The sequence below is a fragment of the Streptomyces sp. 549 genome, assembly GCF_030124175.1.
In the GTDB taxonomy this organism is placed as follows: Bacteria; Actinomycetota; Actinomycetes; order Streptomycetales; family Streptomycetaceae; genus Streptomyces.
Genome location: NZ_JASKMT010000020.1, coordinates 35,194 through 52,865, shown reverse-complemented (window position 1 = coordinate 52,865; position 17,672 = coordinate 35,194). Strand labels below are relative to the sequence as shown.

Annotated in this window: 16 protein-coding genes and 1 pseudogene; 8 read left to right on the top strand and 9 right to left on the bottom strand. The window is 70.9% G+C overall.

Annotated elements, in window-relative coordinates; translation table 11 throughout:
- The first annotated feature begins 229 nt into the window (after positions 1-229).
- Entirely contained in the window at positions 230-2,734 is a 2,505-nt protein-coding gene (locus tag QNO07_RS20440) for a ThuA domain-containing protein (protein ID WP_283993658.1), read from the top strand.
- Positions 2,731-4,953 (top strand): OmpL47-type beta-barrel domain-containing protein, encoded by a 2,223-nt coding sequence (locus QNO07_RS20435; RefSeq protein WP_283993657.1) that lies wholly within the window; start codon positions 2,731-2,733, stop codon positions 4,951-4,953. The genes QNO07_RS20440 and QNO07_RS20435 overlap by 4 nt, the downstream gene beginning before the upstream one ends.
- 91 nt (positions 4,954-5,044) lie before the next feature.
- Here QNO07_RS20435 and QNO07_RS20430 read toward each other — a convergent pair whose 3' ends face one another.
- Entirely contained in the window at positions 5,045-5,512 is a 468-nt protein-coding gene (locus QNO07_RS20430; RefSeq protein WP_283993656.1) for an RICIN domain-containing protein, read from the bottom strand.
- A gap of 207 nt (positions 5,513-5,719) precedes the next feature.
- On the opposite strand from QNO07_RS20430, the gene QNO07_RS20425 reads away from it, so the two are divergent.
- The gene (locus tag QNO07_RS20425) at positions 5,720-6,241 is read left to right on the top strand and encodes a GNAT family N-acetyltransferase (protein WP_283993655.1); all 522 of its coding nucleotides are present in this window, start codon (positions 5,720-5,722) and stop codon (positions 6,239-6,241) included.
- 105 nt (positions 6,242-6,346) lie between these two features.
- Positions 6,347-7,012: a hypothetical protein gene (locus QNO07_RS20420; RefSeq protein ID WP_283993654.1), complete on the top strand. Its 666-nt coding sequence runs from the start codon at positions 6,347-6,349 to the stop codon at positions 7,010-7,012.
- Positions 7,013-7,043: 31 nt separating this feature from the next.
- Here QNO07_RS20420 and QNO07_RS20415 read toward each other — a convergent pair whose 3' ends face one another.
- The 4 genes and pseudogenes from QNO07_RS20415 to QNO07_RS20405 all read right to left on the bottom strand — a co-directional run bounded on the left by QNO07_RS20415 (position 7,044) and on the right by QNO07_RS20405 (position 8,780).
- Positions 7,044-7,700, bottom strand: coding sequence for a PASTA domain-containing protein (locus tag QNO07_RS20415; protein WP_283993653.1), 657 nt, complete (start codon positions 7,698-7,700; stop codon positions 7,044-7,046).
- 246 nt (positions 7,701-7,946) lie between these two features.
- Positions 7,947-8,045 (bottom strand): annotated as a pseudogene (locus tag QNO07_RS27735) (transcriptional regulator); the annotation flags it as partial.
- A 14-nt stretch (positions 8,046-8,059) separates the two neighbouring features.
- Entirely contained in the window at positions 8,060-8,575 is a 516-nt protein-coding gene (locus QNO07_RS20410) for a DUF6879 family protein (RefSeq protein ID WP_283993652.1), read from the bottom strand.
- Positions 8,547-8,780, bottom strand: coding sequence for a hypothetical protein (locus tag QNO07_RS20405; protein WP_283993701.1), 234 nt, complete (start codon positions 8,778-8,780; stop codon positions 8,547-8,549). Before QNO07_RS20405 ends, QNO07_RS20410 begins: the two co-directional genes overlap by 29 nt.
- Before the next feature lie 255 nt (positions 8,781-9,035).
- On the opposite strand from QNO07_RS20405, the gene QNO07_RS20400 reads away from it, so the two are divergent.
- Positions 9,036-9,278 carry a hypothetical protein gene (locus QNO07_RS20400; RefSeq protein WP_283993651.1) on the top strand — a complete coding sequence of 81 codons (243 nt, stop codon included), beginning with the start codon at positions 9,036-9,038 and terminating at the stop codon, positions 9,276-9,278.
- 212 nt (positions 9,279-9,490) lie between these two features.
- Here QNO07_RS20400 and QNO07_RS20395 read toward each other — a convergent pair whose 3' ends face one another.
- On the bottom strand, positions 9,491-10,663 hold the full coding sequence (locus QNO07_RS20395; protein WP_283993650.1) for an acyl-CoA dehydrogenase: 1,173 nt from the start codon (positions 10,661-10,663) through the stop codon (positions 9,491-9,493).
- A gap of 167 nt (positions 10,664-10,830) precedes the next feature.
- Here QNO07_RS20395 and QNO07_RS20390 point away from each other — a divergent pair, with 167 nt between their 5' ends.
- The gene (locus tag QNO07_RS20390; protein ID WP_283993649.1) at positions 10,831-12,171 is read left to right on the top strand and encodes a UDP-glucose dehydrogenase family protein; all 1,341 of its coding nucleotides are present in this window, start codon (positions 10,831-10,833) and stop codon (positions 12,169-12,171) included.
- A 62-nt stretch (positions 12,172-12,233) separates the two neighbouring features.
- Positions 12,234-12,623 carry a VOC family protein gene (locus QNO07_RS20385; protein ID WP_283993648.1) on the top strand — a complete coding sequence of 130 codons (390 nt, stop codon included), beginning with the start codon at positions 12,234-12,236 and terminating at the stop codon, positions 12,621-12,623.
- 187 nt (positions 12,624-12,810) lie between these two features.
- Here QNO07_RS20385 and QNO07_RS20380 read toward each other — a convergent pair whose 3' ends face one another.
- Both QNO07_RS20380 and QNO07_RS20375 read right to left on the bottom strand, forming a co-directional pair.
- A complete protein-coding gene (locus QNO07_RS20380; RefSeq protein WP_283993647.1) occupies positions 12,811-13,413 on the bottom strand; it encodes a hypothetical protein in 603 nt (200 codons plus the stop codon).
- A gap of 25 nt (positions 13,414-13,438) precedes the next feature.
- On the bottom strand, positions 13,439-13,903 hold the full coding sequence (locus tag QNO07_RS20375) for a hypothetical protein (RefSeq protein ID WP_283993646.1): 465 nt from the start codon (positions 13,901-13,903) through the stop codon (positions 13,439-13,441).
- An 888-nt stretch (positions 13,904-14,791) separates the two neighbouring features.
- Between QNO07_RS20375 and gnd the strand changes: the two genes are divergently transcribed.
- Positions 14,792-16,231, top strand: coding sequence for an NADP-dependent phosphogluconate dehydrogenase (gnd, locus tag QNO07_RS20370; protein WP_283993645.1), 1,440 nt, complete (start codon positions 14,792-14,794; stop codon positions 16,229-16,231).
- 149 nt (positions 16,232-16,380) lie between these two features.
- Here gnd and QNO07_RS20365 read toward each other — a convergent pair whose 3' ends face one another.
- Entirely contained in the window at positions 16,381-17,616 is a 1,236-nt protein-coding gene (locus QNO07_RS20365; RefSeq protein ID WP_283993644.1) for an LCP family protein, read from the bottom strand.
- Positions 17,617-17,672 lie beyond the last annotated feature (56 nt).

Below are 17,672 nucleotides of genomic sequence, written 5' to 3'. Positions count from 1 at the left end.
ACCTGCACGCACCGGACCGGCGGGCGACGGCACGCCCGGGACCGCCCACACCGTAGCGACCGGTTCCGGGTTTATCCACACTCAGGACAAAGTTCGTTCCATAACAGCCGTACCCCTTGGCGAGTTGACGAAAGAGGTCTAGCTTCAACCGCGCTGATGCTGTGACCTACGAGGGGTGGGTGACCACATGCGGCTGACCCCGCATCAACGTCCCGTGTTATCACCAGCGATGAGGCAACGCCGCACACCGCGCCCCACCGGGCACCGCAGACGCGGCACCCGCCGGGCATCGGCGGCGGTGCTGCTGTCCGCAGCGCTCGCCGCCGGCACCCTGGCCGGCACCGCCACCGCCCGGCCCTATCCAGGGCCGCCGCCACCGGCGGCAGTGCCCCTGGGTTCCCTGCCCTCACCACCGGGCAGCGACGACGTGCGGGTGCTCGTCTTCCACGGCTCGGCGGGCGAGGAGTCCCCCGTCGTGGACGCCGGCATCGAGGCGCTGGAGCGCATCGGCCTCTCCGGCCCCACCGACCAGCGGTTCCGGATCGAGGCCACCGCGGACGCCCGGGTCTTCACCGACGAGGACCGCCTCGGCCGGTTCAACAGCGTCGTCTTCCTCACCGGCGCGGGCGACGTGCTCGACGCAGGCCAGGAAGCCGGCCTGGAGCGTTACGTGAACGCCGGCGGCGGCTTCCTCGGCATCCACGACGCGGCCCGCACCGAGCCCTACTCCGACTGGTACGAAGGGCTGGTCGGCGCCCGCCCGGTCGCCGGCAGCGGAACCACGGCGCAGCGAGCCACCGTTGAGGTCGGCGACCGCAACCACCCCGCCGCCGGCGGCCTGCCACTGGAGTGGAAGCGCCTCGACAAGTGGCCCAACTGGGAGAAGAACCCCTCAGGCGACGTGCACACCGTCGCCCGCGTCCGCGAGACCACCTACCGGCCGGGCACCGGGGCCAACGGCGCCGACCACCCCGTCTCCTGGTGCCGCGACTACGACGGCGGCCGGTCCTTCTACACCGCGATGGGCGGCACCGCCGCCGCGTACGACGAGGCCGACTTCCGCGACCACCTGCGCGGCGCGCTGCTGTGGACGACCCGCCTGGTGCGCGCCGACTGCCAGGCCACACTCACCGCCAACTACCGGGCCGAACGCCTCACCCGGCCCAACCAGCCGGGCCAGAACGACCAGATCGGCGAACCGCACGGCCTGGTCACCGCACCCGACGGCCGGGTCTTCCACATCGGCCGCGGCGGCGCGGACTCCTCCCGTCCGGTCGTCACCGACTGGAACGACCCGGATGTCGGCAAGGGCGAGGGCCAGATCCACGTCTTCGACCCGGAGACCGGGCAGAACACGCTCGTCGGCTCGCTCACCGTCTTCGGCAACAGGGGTGGCGGCGGGGAACTCGTCAAGACGGAGGAAGGCCTGCTCGGCATCGAGCTGGACCCGCGCTTCCGCACCAACGGCTGGATGTACCTGCACTGGACGCCGCACTCGCAGATCAACCGGGAGACGCACATGGCCGAGCGCCGCGTCTCCCGGTTCACGCTCGACCCGCGGACCAACAGACTGGACCTGTCCTCGGAGAAGGTCCTCCTCAGGTGGCCCGTGCAGATCCACAGTTGCTGCCACGCCGGCGGGGGCATGGCCTGGGACTCGGACGACAACCTCTACATCGCCACCGGCGACACCAACTCCTCCCAGTTCAGCGGGGGATACTCCGGCAACAACCCCGAACCCGCCTTCCGCGGCGTCTCGTTCGCCGACGCCCGCCGCACCTCCGGCAACACCAACAACCTCAACGGCAAGATCCTGCGCGTCCACCCCGAGCAGGACGGCACCTACACCCTGCCCGAGGGCAACCTCTTCACCGGCGAGGAGACCGCCGAGGGCGGCGGCAAGACCCGCGGCGAGATCTACGTGATGGGCGTACGCAACCCCTCACGCATCTCCGTCGACCCGCTCACCGACACCCTGCACGTCGGCTGGGTCGGCCCCGACGCGGCCAACCCCAGCACCACCTGGGGCCCGGCGAAGTACGACACCTTCGCCGCCATCACCAAGGCAGGCAACCACGGCTGGCCGTTCTGCATGGGCAACAACCAGCCCTACCGCGACCGCAACCTGCCCGACCCGACCCGCCCACTCGGCTGGTACGACTGCGACGCGCCGAAGAACGAGTCCCCGCACAACGACGGGCTGGTCAACCTGCCGCCCGTCACGCCCAACAGCATCTGGTACTCCCCGCAGGGCGGCGGACCCGACTTCCCCCGGAACGCCGCCGGCGTGCCCTCCTACGAGCTGTCGCAGCAGACGCTGCTCCTGCCGTGGCTCAAGGGCGGCGGCCAGGCCGCGATGAACGGCCCCGTCTACCGCTTCGACAAGAACCGTGCCGGAGACGGCAGATGGCCCGCGTACTGGGACGGCAAGTGGTTCGTCGGCGACTTCTACGACGGCGACCAGCCGCGCCACGCCGTCGTCACCGACCCGCGCACGCTCGGCGAGGGCGGGCTGCCCGTGCACGCCGAGTCGCTGAAGAAGATCGTGCCCGTAGGAGCCGGCGGCATCCGCAACCTCATGGACTGGAAGTTCGGCCCGGACGGGGTGCTCTACGTGCTCGACTACGGACGCGGCTTCTTCACCTCCGACTCCGCCTCCGCGCTGTGGCGGGTCTCCTACACCGGCGGCGAGGCCACCCCGCTCGCCAAGGACCTTGCCAGGAGGGCCGGATGACCCGCACCGCACACCGGCGCGCCGCGCCACGGCTGTGGACCGCGCTGCTGGGCACGCTGCTGATGCTGGCCGGACTCACGTCCGCACCCGCGGCGGCGGCACCCGCAGCCGCGGAACCGGCCGCCGCCGCCCAGCAGGTCCTCACCTGGACCGCCGACGACGACATCAACCACTACACCTCCGCACCCACCACCGCCGTCGCCGGCCCGACCACCATCGTCTTCGAGAACAGCGCGGCCACCGGCAACACCACCGGTATGCCGCACACCCTGACCTTCGACGTCTCCGACCCGCAGTACAACAACGACGTCCCGCTCAACATCCTCGCCAACCCGTCCGACGCCAACGGCGGCAAGCACACCGCCGAGGTCACCCTCAGCCCCGGCCGGTACCGCTACTACTGCACGATTCCCGGCCACGGCCAGATGCAGGGCGTGCTGGTGGTCACCGAGGGTGGTGGCGAGGACACCACCGCACCGACCACCACCGCGACCGTGGACGGCACCCGCAACGCCGACGGCGCCTACGTCGGCCAGGCCACGGTCACCGTGACCGCGGAGGACGAGGGCTCCGGCGTGGACACCGTCGAGTTCGCCCTCGGCGCCGACGGCGAGTGGCAGCCGTACACCCAGCCCGTCGTCGTCGACCAGGTGGGCGAGCACACCCTGCGCCACCGGGCCACCGACCGCGCCGGCAACGTGTCGGAACCGGACAGCGTCGGCTTCACCGTCACCGCCCCGCCCACCGACGACCAGGACCCGTCCGAGACGTCCGCCACGGTCAGCGGCGAGAAGGACGCCGACGGCAACTACCTCAGCATGGCCACCGTCACCGTCACCGCCTCCGACACCGGCTCGGGCGTCAACACGATCGAGTACGCGCGCGGCACCGACGGCGCCTGGCAGCCCTACAACGGCCCGGTGATGATCCACCAGGTCGGCGCGCACACCGTGCGCTACCGGGCCACCGACCGGGCCGGCAACGTCTCACCCGTCGCGTCGGTGACGTTCACCGTCGTCGAGCCGCCCGCCGAGGACACCGAACCACCCCGGGTCACCGTCGAGGTCACCGGCAGCAAGGACGCCGCCGGCGCCTACCTGGACCGCGCCGAGGTCACCGTCAAGGCGACCGACACCGGCTCCGGCGTGAAGACCGTCGAGTACTCGCTCGACGCCGGCCCCTACCTGGAGTACACCGCACCCGTCGTGGTCGACCGGGTCGGCCGGCACACCGTCGCCTACCGTGCCACCGACAACGCCGGCAACACCTCGCAGGCCGGGCAGACCGCCTTCACCGTCGTACGCGGCGGCGGCGTACCGGCCCCCGGCTGCGCCGAGTTCGACGAACGCCGGACCGTGCAGGTCGGCACCGTCGACACCGGTGTGCCCAACCGGATCACCGACAACCGGTGCCGGATCAACGAACGCATCGAGGACGAGCGGGACTGGACCTCGCACGCCCTCTTCCTCAAACACGTCGACGCGGTCCTCGCCGCGCTGCGCTCCGAGGGCGTCATCGACGAACGGGAACGCGGACTCATCGCCCAGGCCGCCCGCGACTCCGGCATCGGCACGCCCGGGCAGTCCGAGGGCTACCGCAAGCTCTTCGACGGCACACGGGCGTCGTTCGAGAAGTGGCAGCAGGTCGGCGGGGGCGCGTTCACTCTCAACGACGACGGCTCGATGACCAGCAGCACCACCACGGCCGGCATGGGCATGCTCTGGTTCCCCGAACGCAGATGGGACGACTTCTCGCTGAAGTTCCAGTGGCGGGACGACGCACCTGGCACCGGCAACGCCAACGCGGGCGCCTTCGTCCGCTTCCCGCAGCCGCACGGCCACCCGGAGGAGTCCCGGCCCGAGTGGGTCGCCATCAAGTACGGGCACGAGGTGCAGATCCTCGACCGCCCCGACGGCGACATGTACAAGACCGGCTCGGTCTACGGCTTCGACCGCGTCGGCCTCGGCGGATCCGGCGTCACCCCCAAGGGGACGTGGAACGACTACGAGATCCAGGTCGTCGGCCAGCGCTACACCGTCTACCGCAACGGCGTGCTGATCAACGAGTTCGACAACGTACGCGGCCAGTCCTTCTTCCCGGCCCGCGCCGACGACCCCGGCACCGACGGCAGGCGCTACGCCTCCGGCTACGTCGGCCTCCAGGTCCACGGCACCACCGACGTCATCTCCTACCGCGACATCCGCGTCAAGCCCCTCTGACCGCTCCCTGCCCCTGCTCGCCGTTCCTGACCGGACCGCTCCCAGCCCCGCAGGCCGGACGCCCCTTCCCGGGCGCCCGGCCTGCGGGCCGTCACCCCGCCGCCGGCTCCAGCCGCCACCACTGCGCCGCGCTGTCGGCGTCCTCACCCTGCCGCACGTTGGCGCCGTCCTCGCCGGAGGCGTCCGCCACCTCGAGCAGCAGCCCGCTGATCCCGCTGACCAGGCAGTACGTGCCGGGCGACTCGACGTGCTCCTCCAGCAGCCACTCCTGCGCGCCGAAGCCGTTCGCCCGCCACTGCTGCACGTTCGCGCCCGGCGAGGTGTCGGCGTTGGCGACGTCCAGCCGCGCGCCGCCGTCCACGTTGTCGAGGTGGTGCAGCGCGCTGCCGGGATGCACCGCGGTGATCCGCCACCGCTGGCCGGGCCGCCCGTCGTCATCCCCCTGCTGCACGTTCACCCCGCTGCCGGTCCGCCCCCCGTACACCTCCAGCAGCAGCCCGCTGCCCACGTTGCGCACCCGGTACACCCCGTCCACCACCGACACCCGCACCCCGTTCACTCACACCGGCCACCCGGCCGGTCACGCCGCCCGGGCACCCCGGCCGGTCACGGTGACCGGCCACGGTGGCCGGTCACCGCCCACGGTAAGCCGCCCCACCGACAGTCGCCCGCCCGCTCACCCGGCGCCCGGTCGTTGCGGCAAGGTCCCGCATCCCGGGCCGGAAACCCGGTTGCGGTGGCGGCGCCCGAACACCAGGCTTTCCGGGTGCTGATCAGAACCGAGACTCCGGCCGACCTCAACGCGGTGCGTGAGGTCACCACCGCCGCCTTCGCGAACACCGAGGTGCCAGAGCCGGTGGAGACCACCCTGCTGGACGCGCTGCGCGACTGCCCCGACTGGCTGCCAGCCCTCTCGCTGGTCGCCATCGACCCGCAGGACGGCGGCCGGCCCGTCGGCCACGTGGTCTGCACCCGCGGCCGGGTCGCCGGGCAGCCCGCCCTCGGCCTCGGCCCGCTCAGCGTGCACCCCGACCACCAGGGCCGAGGCGTCGGCCAGGCGCTCATGCACGCCGTGCTCGGCGCCGCCGACGCCCTCGGCGAGCCCCTCGTCGCCCTGCTCGGCAGCCCCGCCTACTACGGCCGCTTCGGCTTCCAGCCGTCCACCGAGCACGGCGTCACCGCACCCGACCCGACCTGGGTCGACTTCTTCCAGGTCCGCACCCTCACCGCCCACCGCCCCACGCTCACCGGCGAGTTCCGCTACGCGGCGCCCTTCGAGAACCTGTGACAAGCCCGGACCTGTGACGAGTCCGAACCTGTGACAAGCCCGGACCTGCGACGCCCGCGGACCCGCGGCGGAAGCGGAGCAGCCGGAAAGACCGAGAGGCAGACCATGAGACCCGCGCTACGCCGGACGCTCGGAGCCGGCCTGCTGGCGCTCGCCCTTCCCCTGTCCGGCTGCGGCGGGGAAGGTGCCGCAGCACCGGACCAGGCCGAACTCCGAGCCCGCGCCAAGACGTTGGGGGTGCGCCTGGAACTGGTCCACGTGACTGAGGTGCCGGGCTACGACCTCGCCAGTCAGTCCGTCGGCCCGATCGGCCACGACGGTTTCACCGCCTCGTACGTCTCCACGTCGGGCGGCGGCGTCATCCAACTCGCTGTGGACCGCGGCCGCCCGGAGGACACGCACTGCGCCAGTGAACAGGGCGCGGCACCGCAGCAGTGCGAGCGCGACGGCAAGCACTGGTATCTGCCCGGTCCGGAGCAGCACGAGTACCAGCGCGCCGGTGACGGCTACCTCACCCGGGTGACCGCGGACCGGGCAGCCGTGGACCGTTCCACGCTGCGCAGCGCAGCCGAGAACGCCCGCCGGGCCGACGCCCGCGAACTCGACGACCTGCTGCCCGAAGCCACGGCCGCCCCCGCGCCTGGCGGACCCGGACCGGGCTCCGGTCCGGGCGAGGAGCCCACCGGGCCGGGAAGCCCGCCCACCGAGCGGGGCGACCTCCCGACGCAGGGCGACGGTGCCCCGGACAACGAGGTCGGCGTCGGCGGCTGAGCCCCTCTGTGCTGTGGTTGGGCCCGCTGCTCTAGGGGCACTTCTCCTCGAACTTCACGGCGCGCAACGTCACCGGCTGGCCGGTCAGTTCGGTGCCCGCCTTCGGTTCCTGCGAGCAGACCCGCCAGTTGGACTCGATGAGCGTGATGCGCTCCTCGCCGGTCGCGTCCTGCACCTCGATGCTCGTGGAGGAGTCCAGGGCCTGCCGGGCCGCCCGGACCGACTTGCCCTTGAACTCCGGCATGCTGCCGTTGGCCTGCTCCGGCTTCCGGTCCTCCTCCGGGCACTGCTCGTCGAGCTTGACCGTCCCCATGTCGACGGTGCCGTCAGTCGGGTGCGTCCCCGGAGCGGGATCCTGGAAGCACACCTTCCAGTTCCGGTCGAACGCCTGGGCACGCCCCCGGCCGAGCGCGTCGTGCGAGGTGAGACGGCCGAACCCGGCCTCCTGCGCGGTGTCCTGCGCCGACTGCAAGCCCATTCCGACGAGGTCGGGCAGCTCCGCCTCGGCGGCAGGCGACTTCTTGGCGTCGCCGGGGGAGCCGTCGGAAGACCCGTCCGGCTCCGCCGGTGAGGACGAGCCCGGCAGCGGACTGCCCTCCGGGTCGTCCGTGGAGACCTCGCAGGCGGCGACGGACAGGGCAAGAGCCGCCACCAGCATCGGCACGGCACAGACACGTCGGATTCCCATGCGCCGATGGTGACGCCGCCGCGCACTGCCCGCCGCCTGGGCAGCAATCTGTGACGGAGTCGTTACCGGCCCTGGACTGCAACGGCCGCGAACGCAGGCGTGCAGTCAGCCCGGCAGCCTCCTCCGGTGGCACCGGCAGGACCCCGTTCTCGGTCATCAGGGCGTTGAGCTGCTGCTGTATGCGGGATGCCGCCACCCCCGGTCAGCCCAGGGATGCCACCGCCTCCGCGATGAGGGAGCGGGCTGCTCCCGCCCGCTGATCCCCGCGTCCTTCCGGATCTCACGCAGACGGCCGGCCAGGGCTTCGCGGGCCTTCTGAACGCGTGACGGGGGGTCCGGGGGCATGGAGCTGGCTTTCGTCAGACCTTGTACTGGTGGTGCGGGATCGCTCGTTCCCAGACCGTTTCAAACGCCGCCGCGCACAGTTTCACCGCCTCCGGGGCGGCCGTGATCTCGTCCTCCACCACCACGCCGCCACCTGAGAAGTGGTGGACCCGCAGCAGCTTGTCGTCGAACAGCCAGAAGTCGTTGCCGGGCAGGGGGATGGTCGTGGCTCGCCGCCGGGGCAGCCAGCGGACTTGCTCCCCTGCCGTGACGTTGGCGTGAGTGACGTAGTGCTCCCAGCGGATGTACTCCGACACCGGCTCGGAGACCACCCGCGCTCGCCGGATCACCACGCCCCTGGCGACGGTGTCGGCGATCAACTGGTCGTAGGGATGCCACCAGGACTCGAGGTCCTCCCAGTTGATCCGCTCCCCACGCTTCCACGCCTCGAACCGGTCCGCGGCGGCGTAGGAGTCGCGCAACTCCAGGTGGACGGCGGACCGCACGCACTGGCCAAGCAGCTCAGCGAAGCTGGGCACGCTCGACGGCATCGCATGCCTCCCTGATCATCGGAATCATCCGGGCGGGAATCCTGACGATGGCCTCGCTGGCGGGCACCGGACCATTCGCTGGGCTGCTCGCCTCGCAGTTCGCCAGAGTCTCGGGGGCAGGCTTCCATCCCTGCAACAGGATCTCCTGTGCTTCTGCGTCCGCCCACACGGTGGGACAGTGGTCCCGGTCGGTGTCGGGGCCGATCCCAACGTCCCGACGCGGAGCGGCACGACGAACGTGCGCTCACGCGTACGGTGGCCGTCATCGAGCAGGCCGGGCACTCCGTGGACGGTGAACTGTGGACGGGCCCGACCAAGGCCCCGGTGCCGGTGGCGGCCAACTGCTCCCACACGCCCAAGCCCGGCGGCTGTGGGCCGATCAACCCGGGCAAGTGCGCTTCGCACTGCTCGGGTGGTGGACAGTCCTTGGGCTGGCCGCAAGCAGAGGGAAGGCGGAAGCGTGGACGCTGAGCAGGCCCGGCAAGTCGACGCCGTGCTGCGGCAGTTGGGAATCCCGGGTGTGGTCGCACCGGAGGACCTCGAGAACACAGCTGGGCCATGGCGCGTGTACGACACGGCCGACCCGGCCAGACGCCGGGACGTGACGGCTGATGCGCTGGCATCTGTGGCTGCCATGTTCCCGGAGGAGAAAACCGGTCCGGGGCCGTCGCGGGGATTCGTGATCCCACCCAAGGACGAGTGACCGCCTGCGACGCTGACCGACAACCGAACGCCCCTGCCGCGAACGGCAGGGGCGTTCTCTGGTTCATCTGTACGGCCGTGGCGCGGTCCTGCTCACGCCGGGGGTTGGCCGACCGCGACACAGAGCGAGGGGAACCGTCGACATTCTGGTCACGCTCCGCGCTGACCGGGACCCGCGAGCCATCAGGAACGGCCGTTGAGCGGCGAGACCCGTTACGGAAGGTTCCGGGCCATGACGATCCGCTGCACCTGGTTCGTGCCCTCGTAGATCTGTGTGATCTTCGCGTCGCGCATCATGCGCTCCACCGGGTAGTCACGGGTGAAGCCGTAGCCGCCGAGCAGCTGGACGGCGTCGGTCGTGATCTCCATGGCGGCGTCGGAGGCGTAGCACTTGGCTGCCGCGCCGAAGAAGGTGATGTCCTCCTTGGCGCCGCCCTGGGCGACCCGCTCGGACTTCGCCGCTGCCGCGTAGGTGAGCTGGCGGGCGGCTTCCAGCTTCATCGCCATGTCGGCGAGCATGAACTGCACGCCCTGGAAGTCGCCGATCGGCTTGCCGAACTGCTTGCGCTCGGTGACGTAGCCCTTGGCGTAGTCCAGCGCGCCCTGGGCGATGCCGATGGCCTGTGCGGCGATGGTGATGCGGGTGTGGTCCAGGGTCAGCATCGCGGTGGCGAAGCCGGTGCCCTCGGCGCCGATGATGCGGTCGGCGGGGATGCGCACGTTGTCGAGGTAGACCTCGCGGGTGGGGGAGCCCTTGATGCCGAGCTTCTTCTCCGGGGCGCCGAAGGACACACCCTCGTCGTCCTTCTCGACCACGAACGCGCTGATGCCCTTGGTGCGCTTGTCGGGGTCGGTGACGGCCATGACCGTGTAGTAGTCGGAGACGCCGGCGTTGGTGATCCAGCGCTTGACGCCGTTGAGCACCCAGAAGTCGCCGTCGCGCACCGCACGGGTCTTCATGCCGCCCGCGTCCGAGCCGGCGTCCGGCTCGCTCAGGCAGTAGGAGAACATCGAGTCGCCCTTGGCGAGCGGGCTCAGGTACTTCTTCTTCAGCTCCTCGGAGCCGGAGAGGATCACCGGCAGCGAGCCCAGCTTGTTCACGGCGGGGATCAGCGAGGACGAGGCGCAGACCCGGGCGACCTCTTCGATGACGATGCAGGTCGCCAGCGCGTCGGCACCGGCGCCGCCGTAGGCCTCGGGCACGTGCACGGCGTGCAGGTCGTTGGCGACCAGCGCGTCGAGGGCCTCCTGCGGGAAGCGGGCCTCCTCGTCCACCTCGGCGGCGTGCGGGGCGATCTTCGCCTCGGCGAGCGAGCGCACCGAGTCCCGGAGCATGTCGTGCTCTTCGGACGGCCGGTACAGGTCGAATTCTGCGGCTCCCGCCACGGTGACTCACTCCCCAGACGTTGCTAACTACCGTTAAGTAACCTGATTCTAGGCCGGAGGGGCCGCTTCCGATACGTGAGCTTGCCGACAGCCGCGCACAACCGGTGCGCGGCATGCCCGGTTATGCTGCGCGAGCAGCAACCGCTCACCTCTCAGGAGTACCCCCCATGGCCCCCAGGATCACAGTGATCGGCACCGGATACCTCGGTGCGACGCACGCGGCGGCCATGGCCGAGCTGGGCTTCGAGGTGCTGGGCCTGGACGTGGTCCCGGAGAAGGTCGAGATGCTCTCCCGCGGCCAGGTCCCGATGTACGAGCCGGGGCTGGAGGAACTGCTCGGCCGGCACGTGGCCGGGATGGAGGGCTCCAGCGGGAGGCTGCGCTTCACCACCTCCTACCCGGAGGTCGCCGAGTTCGGCGACGTGCACTTCGTCTGCGTGAACACCCCGCAGCGCCACGGCGAGTACGCCTGCGACATGTCGTACGTGGACGCCGCCTTCGAGTCGCTGGCCCCGCTGCTGAACCGCCCGGCGCTGGTCGTCGGCAAGTCCACCGTCCCGGTCGGCAGCGCCGCACGCCTCGCGAAGCGCCTCGCCGAGCTGGCCCCGGCCGGCACCGACGTGGAGCTGGCCTGGAACCCGGAGTTCCTGCGTGAGGGCTTCGCCGTGCAGGACACCCTGCACCCGGACCGGATCGTCGCGGGTGTGCGATCCGAGCACGCCGAGCGGCTGCTGCGCGAGGTCTACGCGCAGCCCCTGGCGGAGGGCTCGCCGTTCGTCGTCACCGACTTCCCGACGGCGGAACTGGTCAAGACGGCCGCGAACTCCTTCCTCGCCACCAAGATCTCCTTCATCAACGCCATGGCCGAGGTGTGCGAGGCCGCCGACGGCGACGTGGTGAAGCTGGCCGAGGCCATCGGCCACGACGACCGCATCGGCCGCAAGTTCCTGCGGGCCGGCATCGGCTTCGGCGGCGGCTGCCTGCCGAAGGACATCCGGGCCTTCATGGCCCGGGCGGGAGAGCTGGGCGCCGACCAGGCGCTGACCTTCCTGCGCGAGGTCGACTCCATCAACATGCGCCGCCGCGGCCACATGGTGGAGCTGACCCGGGACGCGGTCGGCGGGGCGCTGCTGGGCAAGCGCATCGCCGTGCTGGGCGCCACCTTCAAGCCGGACTCGGACGACGTCCGCGACTCGCCGGCGCTCAACGTCGCAGGCCAGCTCCACCTCCAGGGCGCGCAGGTCACGGTCTACGACCCCAAGGGCAACCGCAACGCCCAGACGATCTTCCCCACCCTCGCCTACGCGGACAGCGCACTGGAGGCGGTCGGCGGCGCCGACGTGGTGCTGCACCTGACGGAGTGGCGGGAGTTCCGCGAGCTGGACCCCGAGCGGCTCGGTGAGGCCGTCTCGGTGAAGCACCTCCTGGACGGCCGGAACGCGCTCGACCCCGAGCTGTGGCGTAAGGCAGGCTGGACGTTCCGAGCCCTGGGACGGCCCACGGCCTGACGGCCCCGCGCCGGACGGTCCGCGGACCGCTCGGGGCAGCCACTCCGCGAGAGGAGAACACCGTGGCGACCATCACCATGGGTGTCACCGTCCTGGACTGCCCCGACCCCCGCGCGCTGGCCGGGTTCTACGGAGCGGTCCTCGGCTGGGAGCTGGCCGAGGCGCCCTTCGGCTCCGAGCTGGACGACTGGGCGGAACTGCACGGGCCCGATGGCCGCGCCCTCGCCTTCCAACGTGCCGAGAACCACCAGCCGCCGGTCTGGCCCTCGACGGACCGCCCGCAGCAACTGCACCTCGACTTCGACGTGCCGCGCGAGCAGATGGACGAGGCTGAGCAGCACGTGCTCTCGCTAGGCGCGAAGCTGCTGGAGGGCGACGACGGCGGCAAACGGGACTTCCGCGTCTACGCCGACCCGGCCGGCCACCCCTTCTGCCTCTGCGTCGCCCCCTGACCGTCTCCTGACCGCCGCCCCTGACCCCCGGTCCCTGGCCCCGTCCCGTCCTGCCGTCCGTCCCGTCCTGCCGTCCGTCCCGTCCTGCGGTCCGTCTCCGCGCCCGGCGGCGGCGCCGGGCGCCGGACTGGGGCGGGACGCCGGGTCGCAGCTGCTCGGAGTGCCGTGCTGCTCGCAGTGGGGCGGATCAGCCAGCCGAGGACGGGCGGAGGGTCGAGCGGACGCGGGTCTCCCAGTCGCGCGCCACGCCCCAACTCGCACCCCCGTCGAGCTTCTTCCAGCGCCACGGAGGCCGGGTCTCCAGGGTGATGACCACTTCCGACCCTTCAGAGACCACGTCCATGCGGGCGGCCGCACGCGTACCTGAACCGCTGACGGACAGGCCGTTCTCGATCTCGGTGACCTGCTTGAAGCGCATTCCGTCAGCCGCTCGCAGGCAGTGCAGAGCCTCATCAGCGATGGCGGAAGCCGTCTCGTCACCCTGCCTGCGGATACGGACCTCCCGCACGCAGGGGTACTCCATCATTTCGCCGGTGGGAGCACCCCCATGGCGTCTGGCGACCCAGGACGCACTCACCGTTTCTGCTGACGAGATCAGAACGGAGAACAACACGTAACCGGCAAGAATGCCTGTGGTCGCGGACGAAGCTGCCTCGCTCCATGCGTCGCTGTCGTGCAGCAGGACGATGGTTGCAGCTGTGCCGCCGGCGAGCACGCCGAAGGCCACCGCATGCAGCGACACTCTGCGCATGACCGAGAGCCAGTATGCCGACAATTGAAGAAACTCCATCCTGAGTAAACGATCGGGACATCCCTCAGATACCCACGTGGGTGCTGACGCGACTCGGCCAGGTGAAGCAGAAAAGGGTCAGTACGGCGACGCCGCCGAGGTAGGTGACCGTCCAGTTCGAGGTGGGCACCAAAGCCGCGATGCCCCCGCCTGCGGCTCCCAGGGGGGAACTCTTCAGCGCGCCGATGGCGGCGGCAATCAGAAGAGATTCCGCGACCCAGAAGAACAGCCACGAAGCCCTGGAACCCCAGGTCGGGGAGGAGTGGAACCCCTTCGGGACGGGAAATCCGATGCGCTCTCTGCCCACGGTGATCTGCAACGCCACGAGCACGCCGAGGGCGGCGTAGACGGACCAGTGGAATCCATGGAGAAGATATGCGGGCCCGGCTCCTTCGGCGACGGCGCCGCCCATGAGAACGGAGAACGCCGCCCACGCCACCCGCACCGAAGAACCGACGTCCAGCCATGTCGATCTGGTCGAGTTTCCCATCGCCCTACGTCCCCCTTCTCGCGGGTTGCCACTCGCTTCCGCGGCTGCTGCTGGGGCGCCCATGGAATTGCGGTACGCGGTGGGCGCGCAGTTTGCGGAATCGTGGCCAGGCGAGGGGAGAGAACCGGTAGTAGAGAGCCATGAGCGCGAGAAGGCAGAAGAACAGGGGGGAGCTGACCATGGAGACGAGCGAGTCCATGCGCTCGTCGGTTGTGCGCGAGACGCCGTCCATGGGAATGAGTACACCGAGCGTACCCAGGCCAACCAGTGTCATTGTCAACGCGCCCGTGAAGGAAAGGACTCGATCGGCACGGCCGAGTCGAGACGGTGGAATCCCACCGGTGGAGGCACCTGGCACGAACCACGGAGAGAACGGGCGGAGGATCAGCAGGGCGAGAACAACCCACGTCCATGGCGGCTGCCCTACGACCACGCTCAGGCATGACCGCCCCAGTGCTACCGCGACACCCATGACCCAGGTCGCCGACGCCCACAGAATGCAGGCCACGGTACAGAAGCGCACCCCGGTCATTCCGGGCACACGCATGTTCAGAACCCCCCCCGCTCATATTCAGGACCCCCGCCCAACCCCCGGCGATGCCGAAGAACCAGCCGCCGCAGGTGTGAAGTATCCCGCGCGGTGCCGTGGCGCTGTCACCTCCCGGTCGCCTCCGGCCCCATCCCCGGCACGGCCGCCCGAGGCACGGCCCGCTGGGAAGTTCCTGCGCGTGAACGGTTGTTCTCCCTGAACACCGGCGGGCCTGCGGTTACGCTGACCCCCGCGGATCACGGACCTGTCACGGCGGAAGCCGGGCAGGTGCCGTGTGATCGCGGCCGGTGGGGGCTCGGCACAGAGCAGGGACTCAAGTGAGCCAAGGAGTACGCACCATGACAGGGACCGCACACATCGGCGTCACCGGCCTCGCGGTGATGGGCCGCAACCTGGCCCGCAACTTCGCCCGGAACGGCTACACCGTCGCCGTGCACAACCGCAGCGCCGGGAAGACCCGGGCGCTGGTGGAGGAGTTCGGGCACGAGGGCACCTTCGTCCCGGCGGAGAGCGCCGCGGACTTCGTGGCGGCTCTGGAGCGGCCCCGGCGGCTCATGGTGATGGTGAAGGCCGGCGAGCCGACCGACGCCGTCATCGAGGAGTTCGCGCCGCTGCTCGAAGCGGGCGACATGATCATCGACGGCGGCAACGCGCACTTCGCCGACACCAGGCGCCGTGAGCAGTCCCTGCGCGAGCGCGGCATCCACTTCGTGGGGGCGGGTGTCTCCGGCGGTGAGGAGGGCGCGCTGCATGGGCCGTCGATCATGCCCGGCGGCTCGGCCGAGTCGTACGCGGCGCTCGGGCCGATGCTTGAGGCGGTCAGCGCCAAGGTGGACGGGCAGCCGTGCTGCACGCACATCGGCGCGGACGGCTCCGGGCACTTCGTGAAGATGGTGCACAACGGCATCGAGTACGCCGACATGCAGCTCATCGCGGAGGCGTACGACCTGCTGCGGAACGTGGCGGGCTACGAGCCGGCCCGGATCGCCGACATCTTCCGTACCTGGAACACCGGCCGCCTCGACTCCTACCTGATCGAGATCACCGCCGAGGTGCTCGCCCACACCGACGCCGCCACCGGCCGCCCGTTCGTCGACGTCGTCGCCGACCGGGCCGAGCAGAAGGGGACGGGGCGCTGGACGGTGCAGACCGCCCTCGACCTCGGTTCACCGGTGTCGGCGATCGCCCAGGCGGTCTTCGCGCGGTCCTCGTCCGGCCAGACGGGCCTGCGCGACGCCTACCGGGGGCTGCCGGGCGGCGAGCGGCAGGCACTGGACGGGGCGGCGGCCGAGCGCTTCACCGCACAGGTCGAGCAGGCCCTGTACGCGTCGAAGGTCATCGCCTACGACCAGGGCTGGAAGATGATGATCGACGCCGCCCGCGAGTACGGCTGGGACATCGACCTGGGCGCGGTCGCCACCATCTGGCGTGGCGGCTGCATCGTGCGGGCCGCGTTCCTGGACCGCATCCGGGCGGCCTACGAGGCCACCCCCGACCTGGTGAGCCTGCTGGCCGACAAGGTGTTCGCCGAGGAGATCGGCGGCGCACAGGAGGGCTGGCGCGAGGTGGTCGCCACCGCTGCCCGCCAGGGCGTGCCCGCCCCGGCCTTCTCCGCGGCGCTGGCCGCGTACGACACGCTGCGGGCCGAGCGGCTGCCGGCCGCCCTCACCCAGGGGCAGCGCGACTACTTCGGCGCGCACACCTACCTGCGTACCGACCGCGAGGGCAGTTTCCACACCCTGTGGGCGGACGCCGGCCGCCCGGAGACCACGGCCTGACGGCTCCCTCGCGGGCCGACGGTCCTTCGACCTGACGGCCCGGCCCCGCACGGACGGCCCCGGCGACCTCATCTCCCACGAGGTCGCCGGGGCCGTCGGCCGTCCGCTGTCGGCCGTCCGCCGCCGGTACTGGCCGGCGCCGGTGCCGGTCAGTCCGGCTTGACCGTCACCTTCTCGTCGTTCTTCAGCTCGTTCATCAGCTGCGTCACCCGGGGCATGTCCCACTTGAGCGCGCTCTGGCCGCCGGGGGCGGTGAACGATCCGGTGACCGGCATGTTCATCTGCACGCCGTCGCCGCCGGAGAGGCCCTTCATCGCCCAGAACATCGACAGCAGGTTGAACAGGCTCATGTCCTCGTCGACGATGAGCGAGTCCAGGCCCGCGCCGATCGTCGGGTAGAGCTTGAAGGGGTTGAGCACCGTGCCGGGCGTGGCGCTCTCGTTGGCGAGCGCGGCGAGGAACTTCTGCTGGTTCTTGGTGCGGCCCAGGTCGCCGCCCTCGGCGTTGTACCGGTTGCGGACGAAGGCCAGCGACTGGGCGCCGTCCAGGTCGTGGCAGCCCTGGGCGAAGTCGGCGCCGGAGTTCTTGTCCTTGACCGGCTTGTCGAAGCACATCTCGACACCGCCGAGCGCGTCCACCAGGTTGGCGAATCCGCCGAAGCCGATCTCCGCGTAGTGGTCGATCTTCAGGCCGGTGTTGAACTCCACGGTGCGCACCAGAAGCTCCGGGCCCTCGATGGAGAACGCGGCGTTCAGCTTCTGCTGCTGCGCCGGGATGCGCTTGCCGGACGAGGAGCCGGTGAACTCGGGGATCGTCACCCAGGAGTCGCGCGGCAGGCTGATCATGGAGTTTCCGTTGCTGCCGACGTGCAGCAGCATCATCGAGTCGGTGCGCTTGCCGTCGGTCGAACCGGTGCGCAGCCGCTTCTGGTCCTCGCGGGTCAGCCCCTCGCGGCTGTCCGAGCCGACGATCAGGTAGTTGGTGCCCTTGCCGCCCTCGGGACGCTCCTCGACCTTGCTGAGGTCCACTTCGCGCCGCATCTTGGAGTCGGCCCAGAAGTAGGTGCCGACAGTGGTGACGAGCAGCACCAGCACGAGTGTGATCGCGCCGACCTTTATCCGCCGTCCCCAGTCCGGTGCCGTCCGCACGCCGTCCCCCCGTCCGCCGCGCCGGCCACCGCCGCCGCCGTAAACCTGCCCCTGGCTGTAGCCGTGACCGCCCGGCCCGCCGTCCGGGGCGTGACCGCCGTACGGGTCGTAGCCGCCCCGCGACTGCGGGGGGACGGACGCCTCGCCGGGGCGCACCGTGCGCATGGCGCGGGGCCCTTCCGGGCGCGCGGCGCCTGCGCCTTGTCCGTAGCGGTTGCCCTCGGGCCAGTCAGTCATGGACGGAAGTGTGCCTGGTCGAACGGCCTCGCACACAGAGAAGCCGTCACATCGCG

What these genes read in the sequence shown, in the direction of transcription:
- QNO07_RS20440 (WP_283993658.1), top strand. Translation starts at nt 230, where the DNA reads ATGAGGCAACGCCGCACACCGCGCCCCACCGGGCACCGCAGACGCGGC.
- QNO07_RS20435 (WP_283993657.1), top strand. Translation starts at nt 2,731, where the DNA reads ATGACCCGCACCGCACACCGGCGCGCCGCGCCACGGCTGTGGACCGCG.
- QNO07_RS20420 (WP_283993654.1), top strand. Translation starts at nt 6,347, where the DNA reads ATGAGACCCGCGCTACGCCGGACGCTCGGAGCCGGCCTGCTGGCGCTC.
- QNO07_RS20415 (WP_283993653.1), bottom strand. Translation starts at nt 7,700, where the DNA reads ATGGGAATCCGACGTGTCTGTGCCGTGCCGATGCTGGTGGCGGCTCTT.
- QNO07_RS20410 (WP_283993652.1), bottom strand. Translation starts at nt 8,575, where the DNA reads ATGCCGTCGAGCGTGCCCAGCTTCGCTGAGCTGCTTGGCCAGTGCGTG.
- QNO07_RS20390 (WP_283993649.1), top strand. Translation starts at nt 10,831, where the DNA reads ATGGCCCCCAGGATCACAGTGATCGGCACCGGATACCTCGGTGCGACG.
- QNO07_RS20380 (WP_283993647.1), bottom strand. Translation starts at nt 13,413, where the DNA reads ATGGAGTTTCTTCAATTGTCGGCATACTGGCTCTCGGTCATGCGCAGA.
- QNO07_RS20375 (WP_283993646.1), bottom strand. Translation starts at nt 13,903, where the DNA reads ATGGGAAACTCGACCAGATCGACATGGCTGGACGTCGGTTCTTCGGTG.
- gnd (WP_283993645.1), top strand. Translation starts at nt 14,792, where the DNA reads ATGACAGGGACCGCACACATCGGCGTCACCGGCCTCGCGGTGATGGGC.
- QNO07_RS20365 (WP_283993644.1), bottom strand. Translation starts at nt 17,616, where the DNA reads ATGACTGACTGGCCCGAGGGCAACCGCTACGGACAAGGCGCAGGCGCC.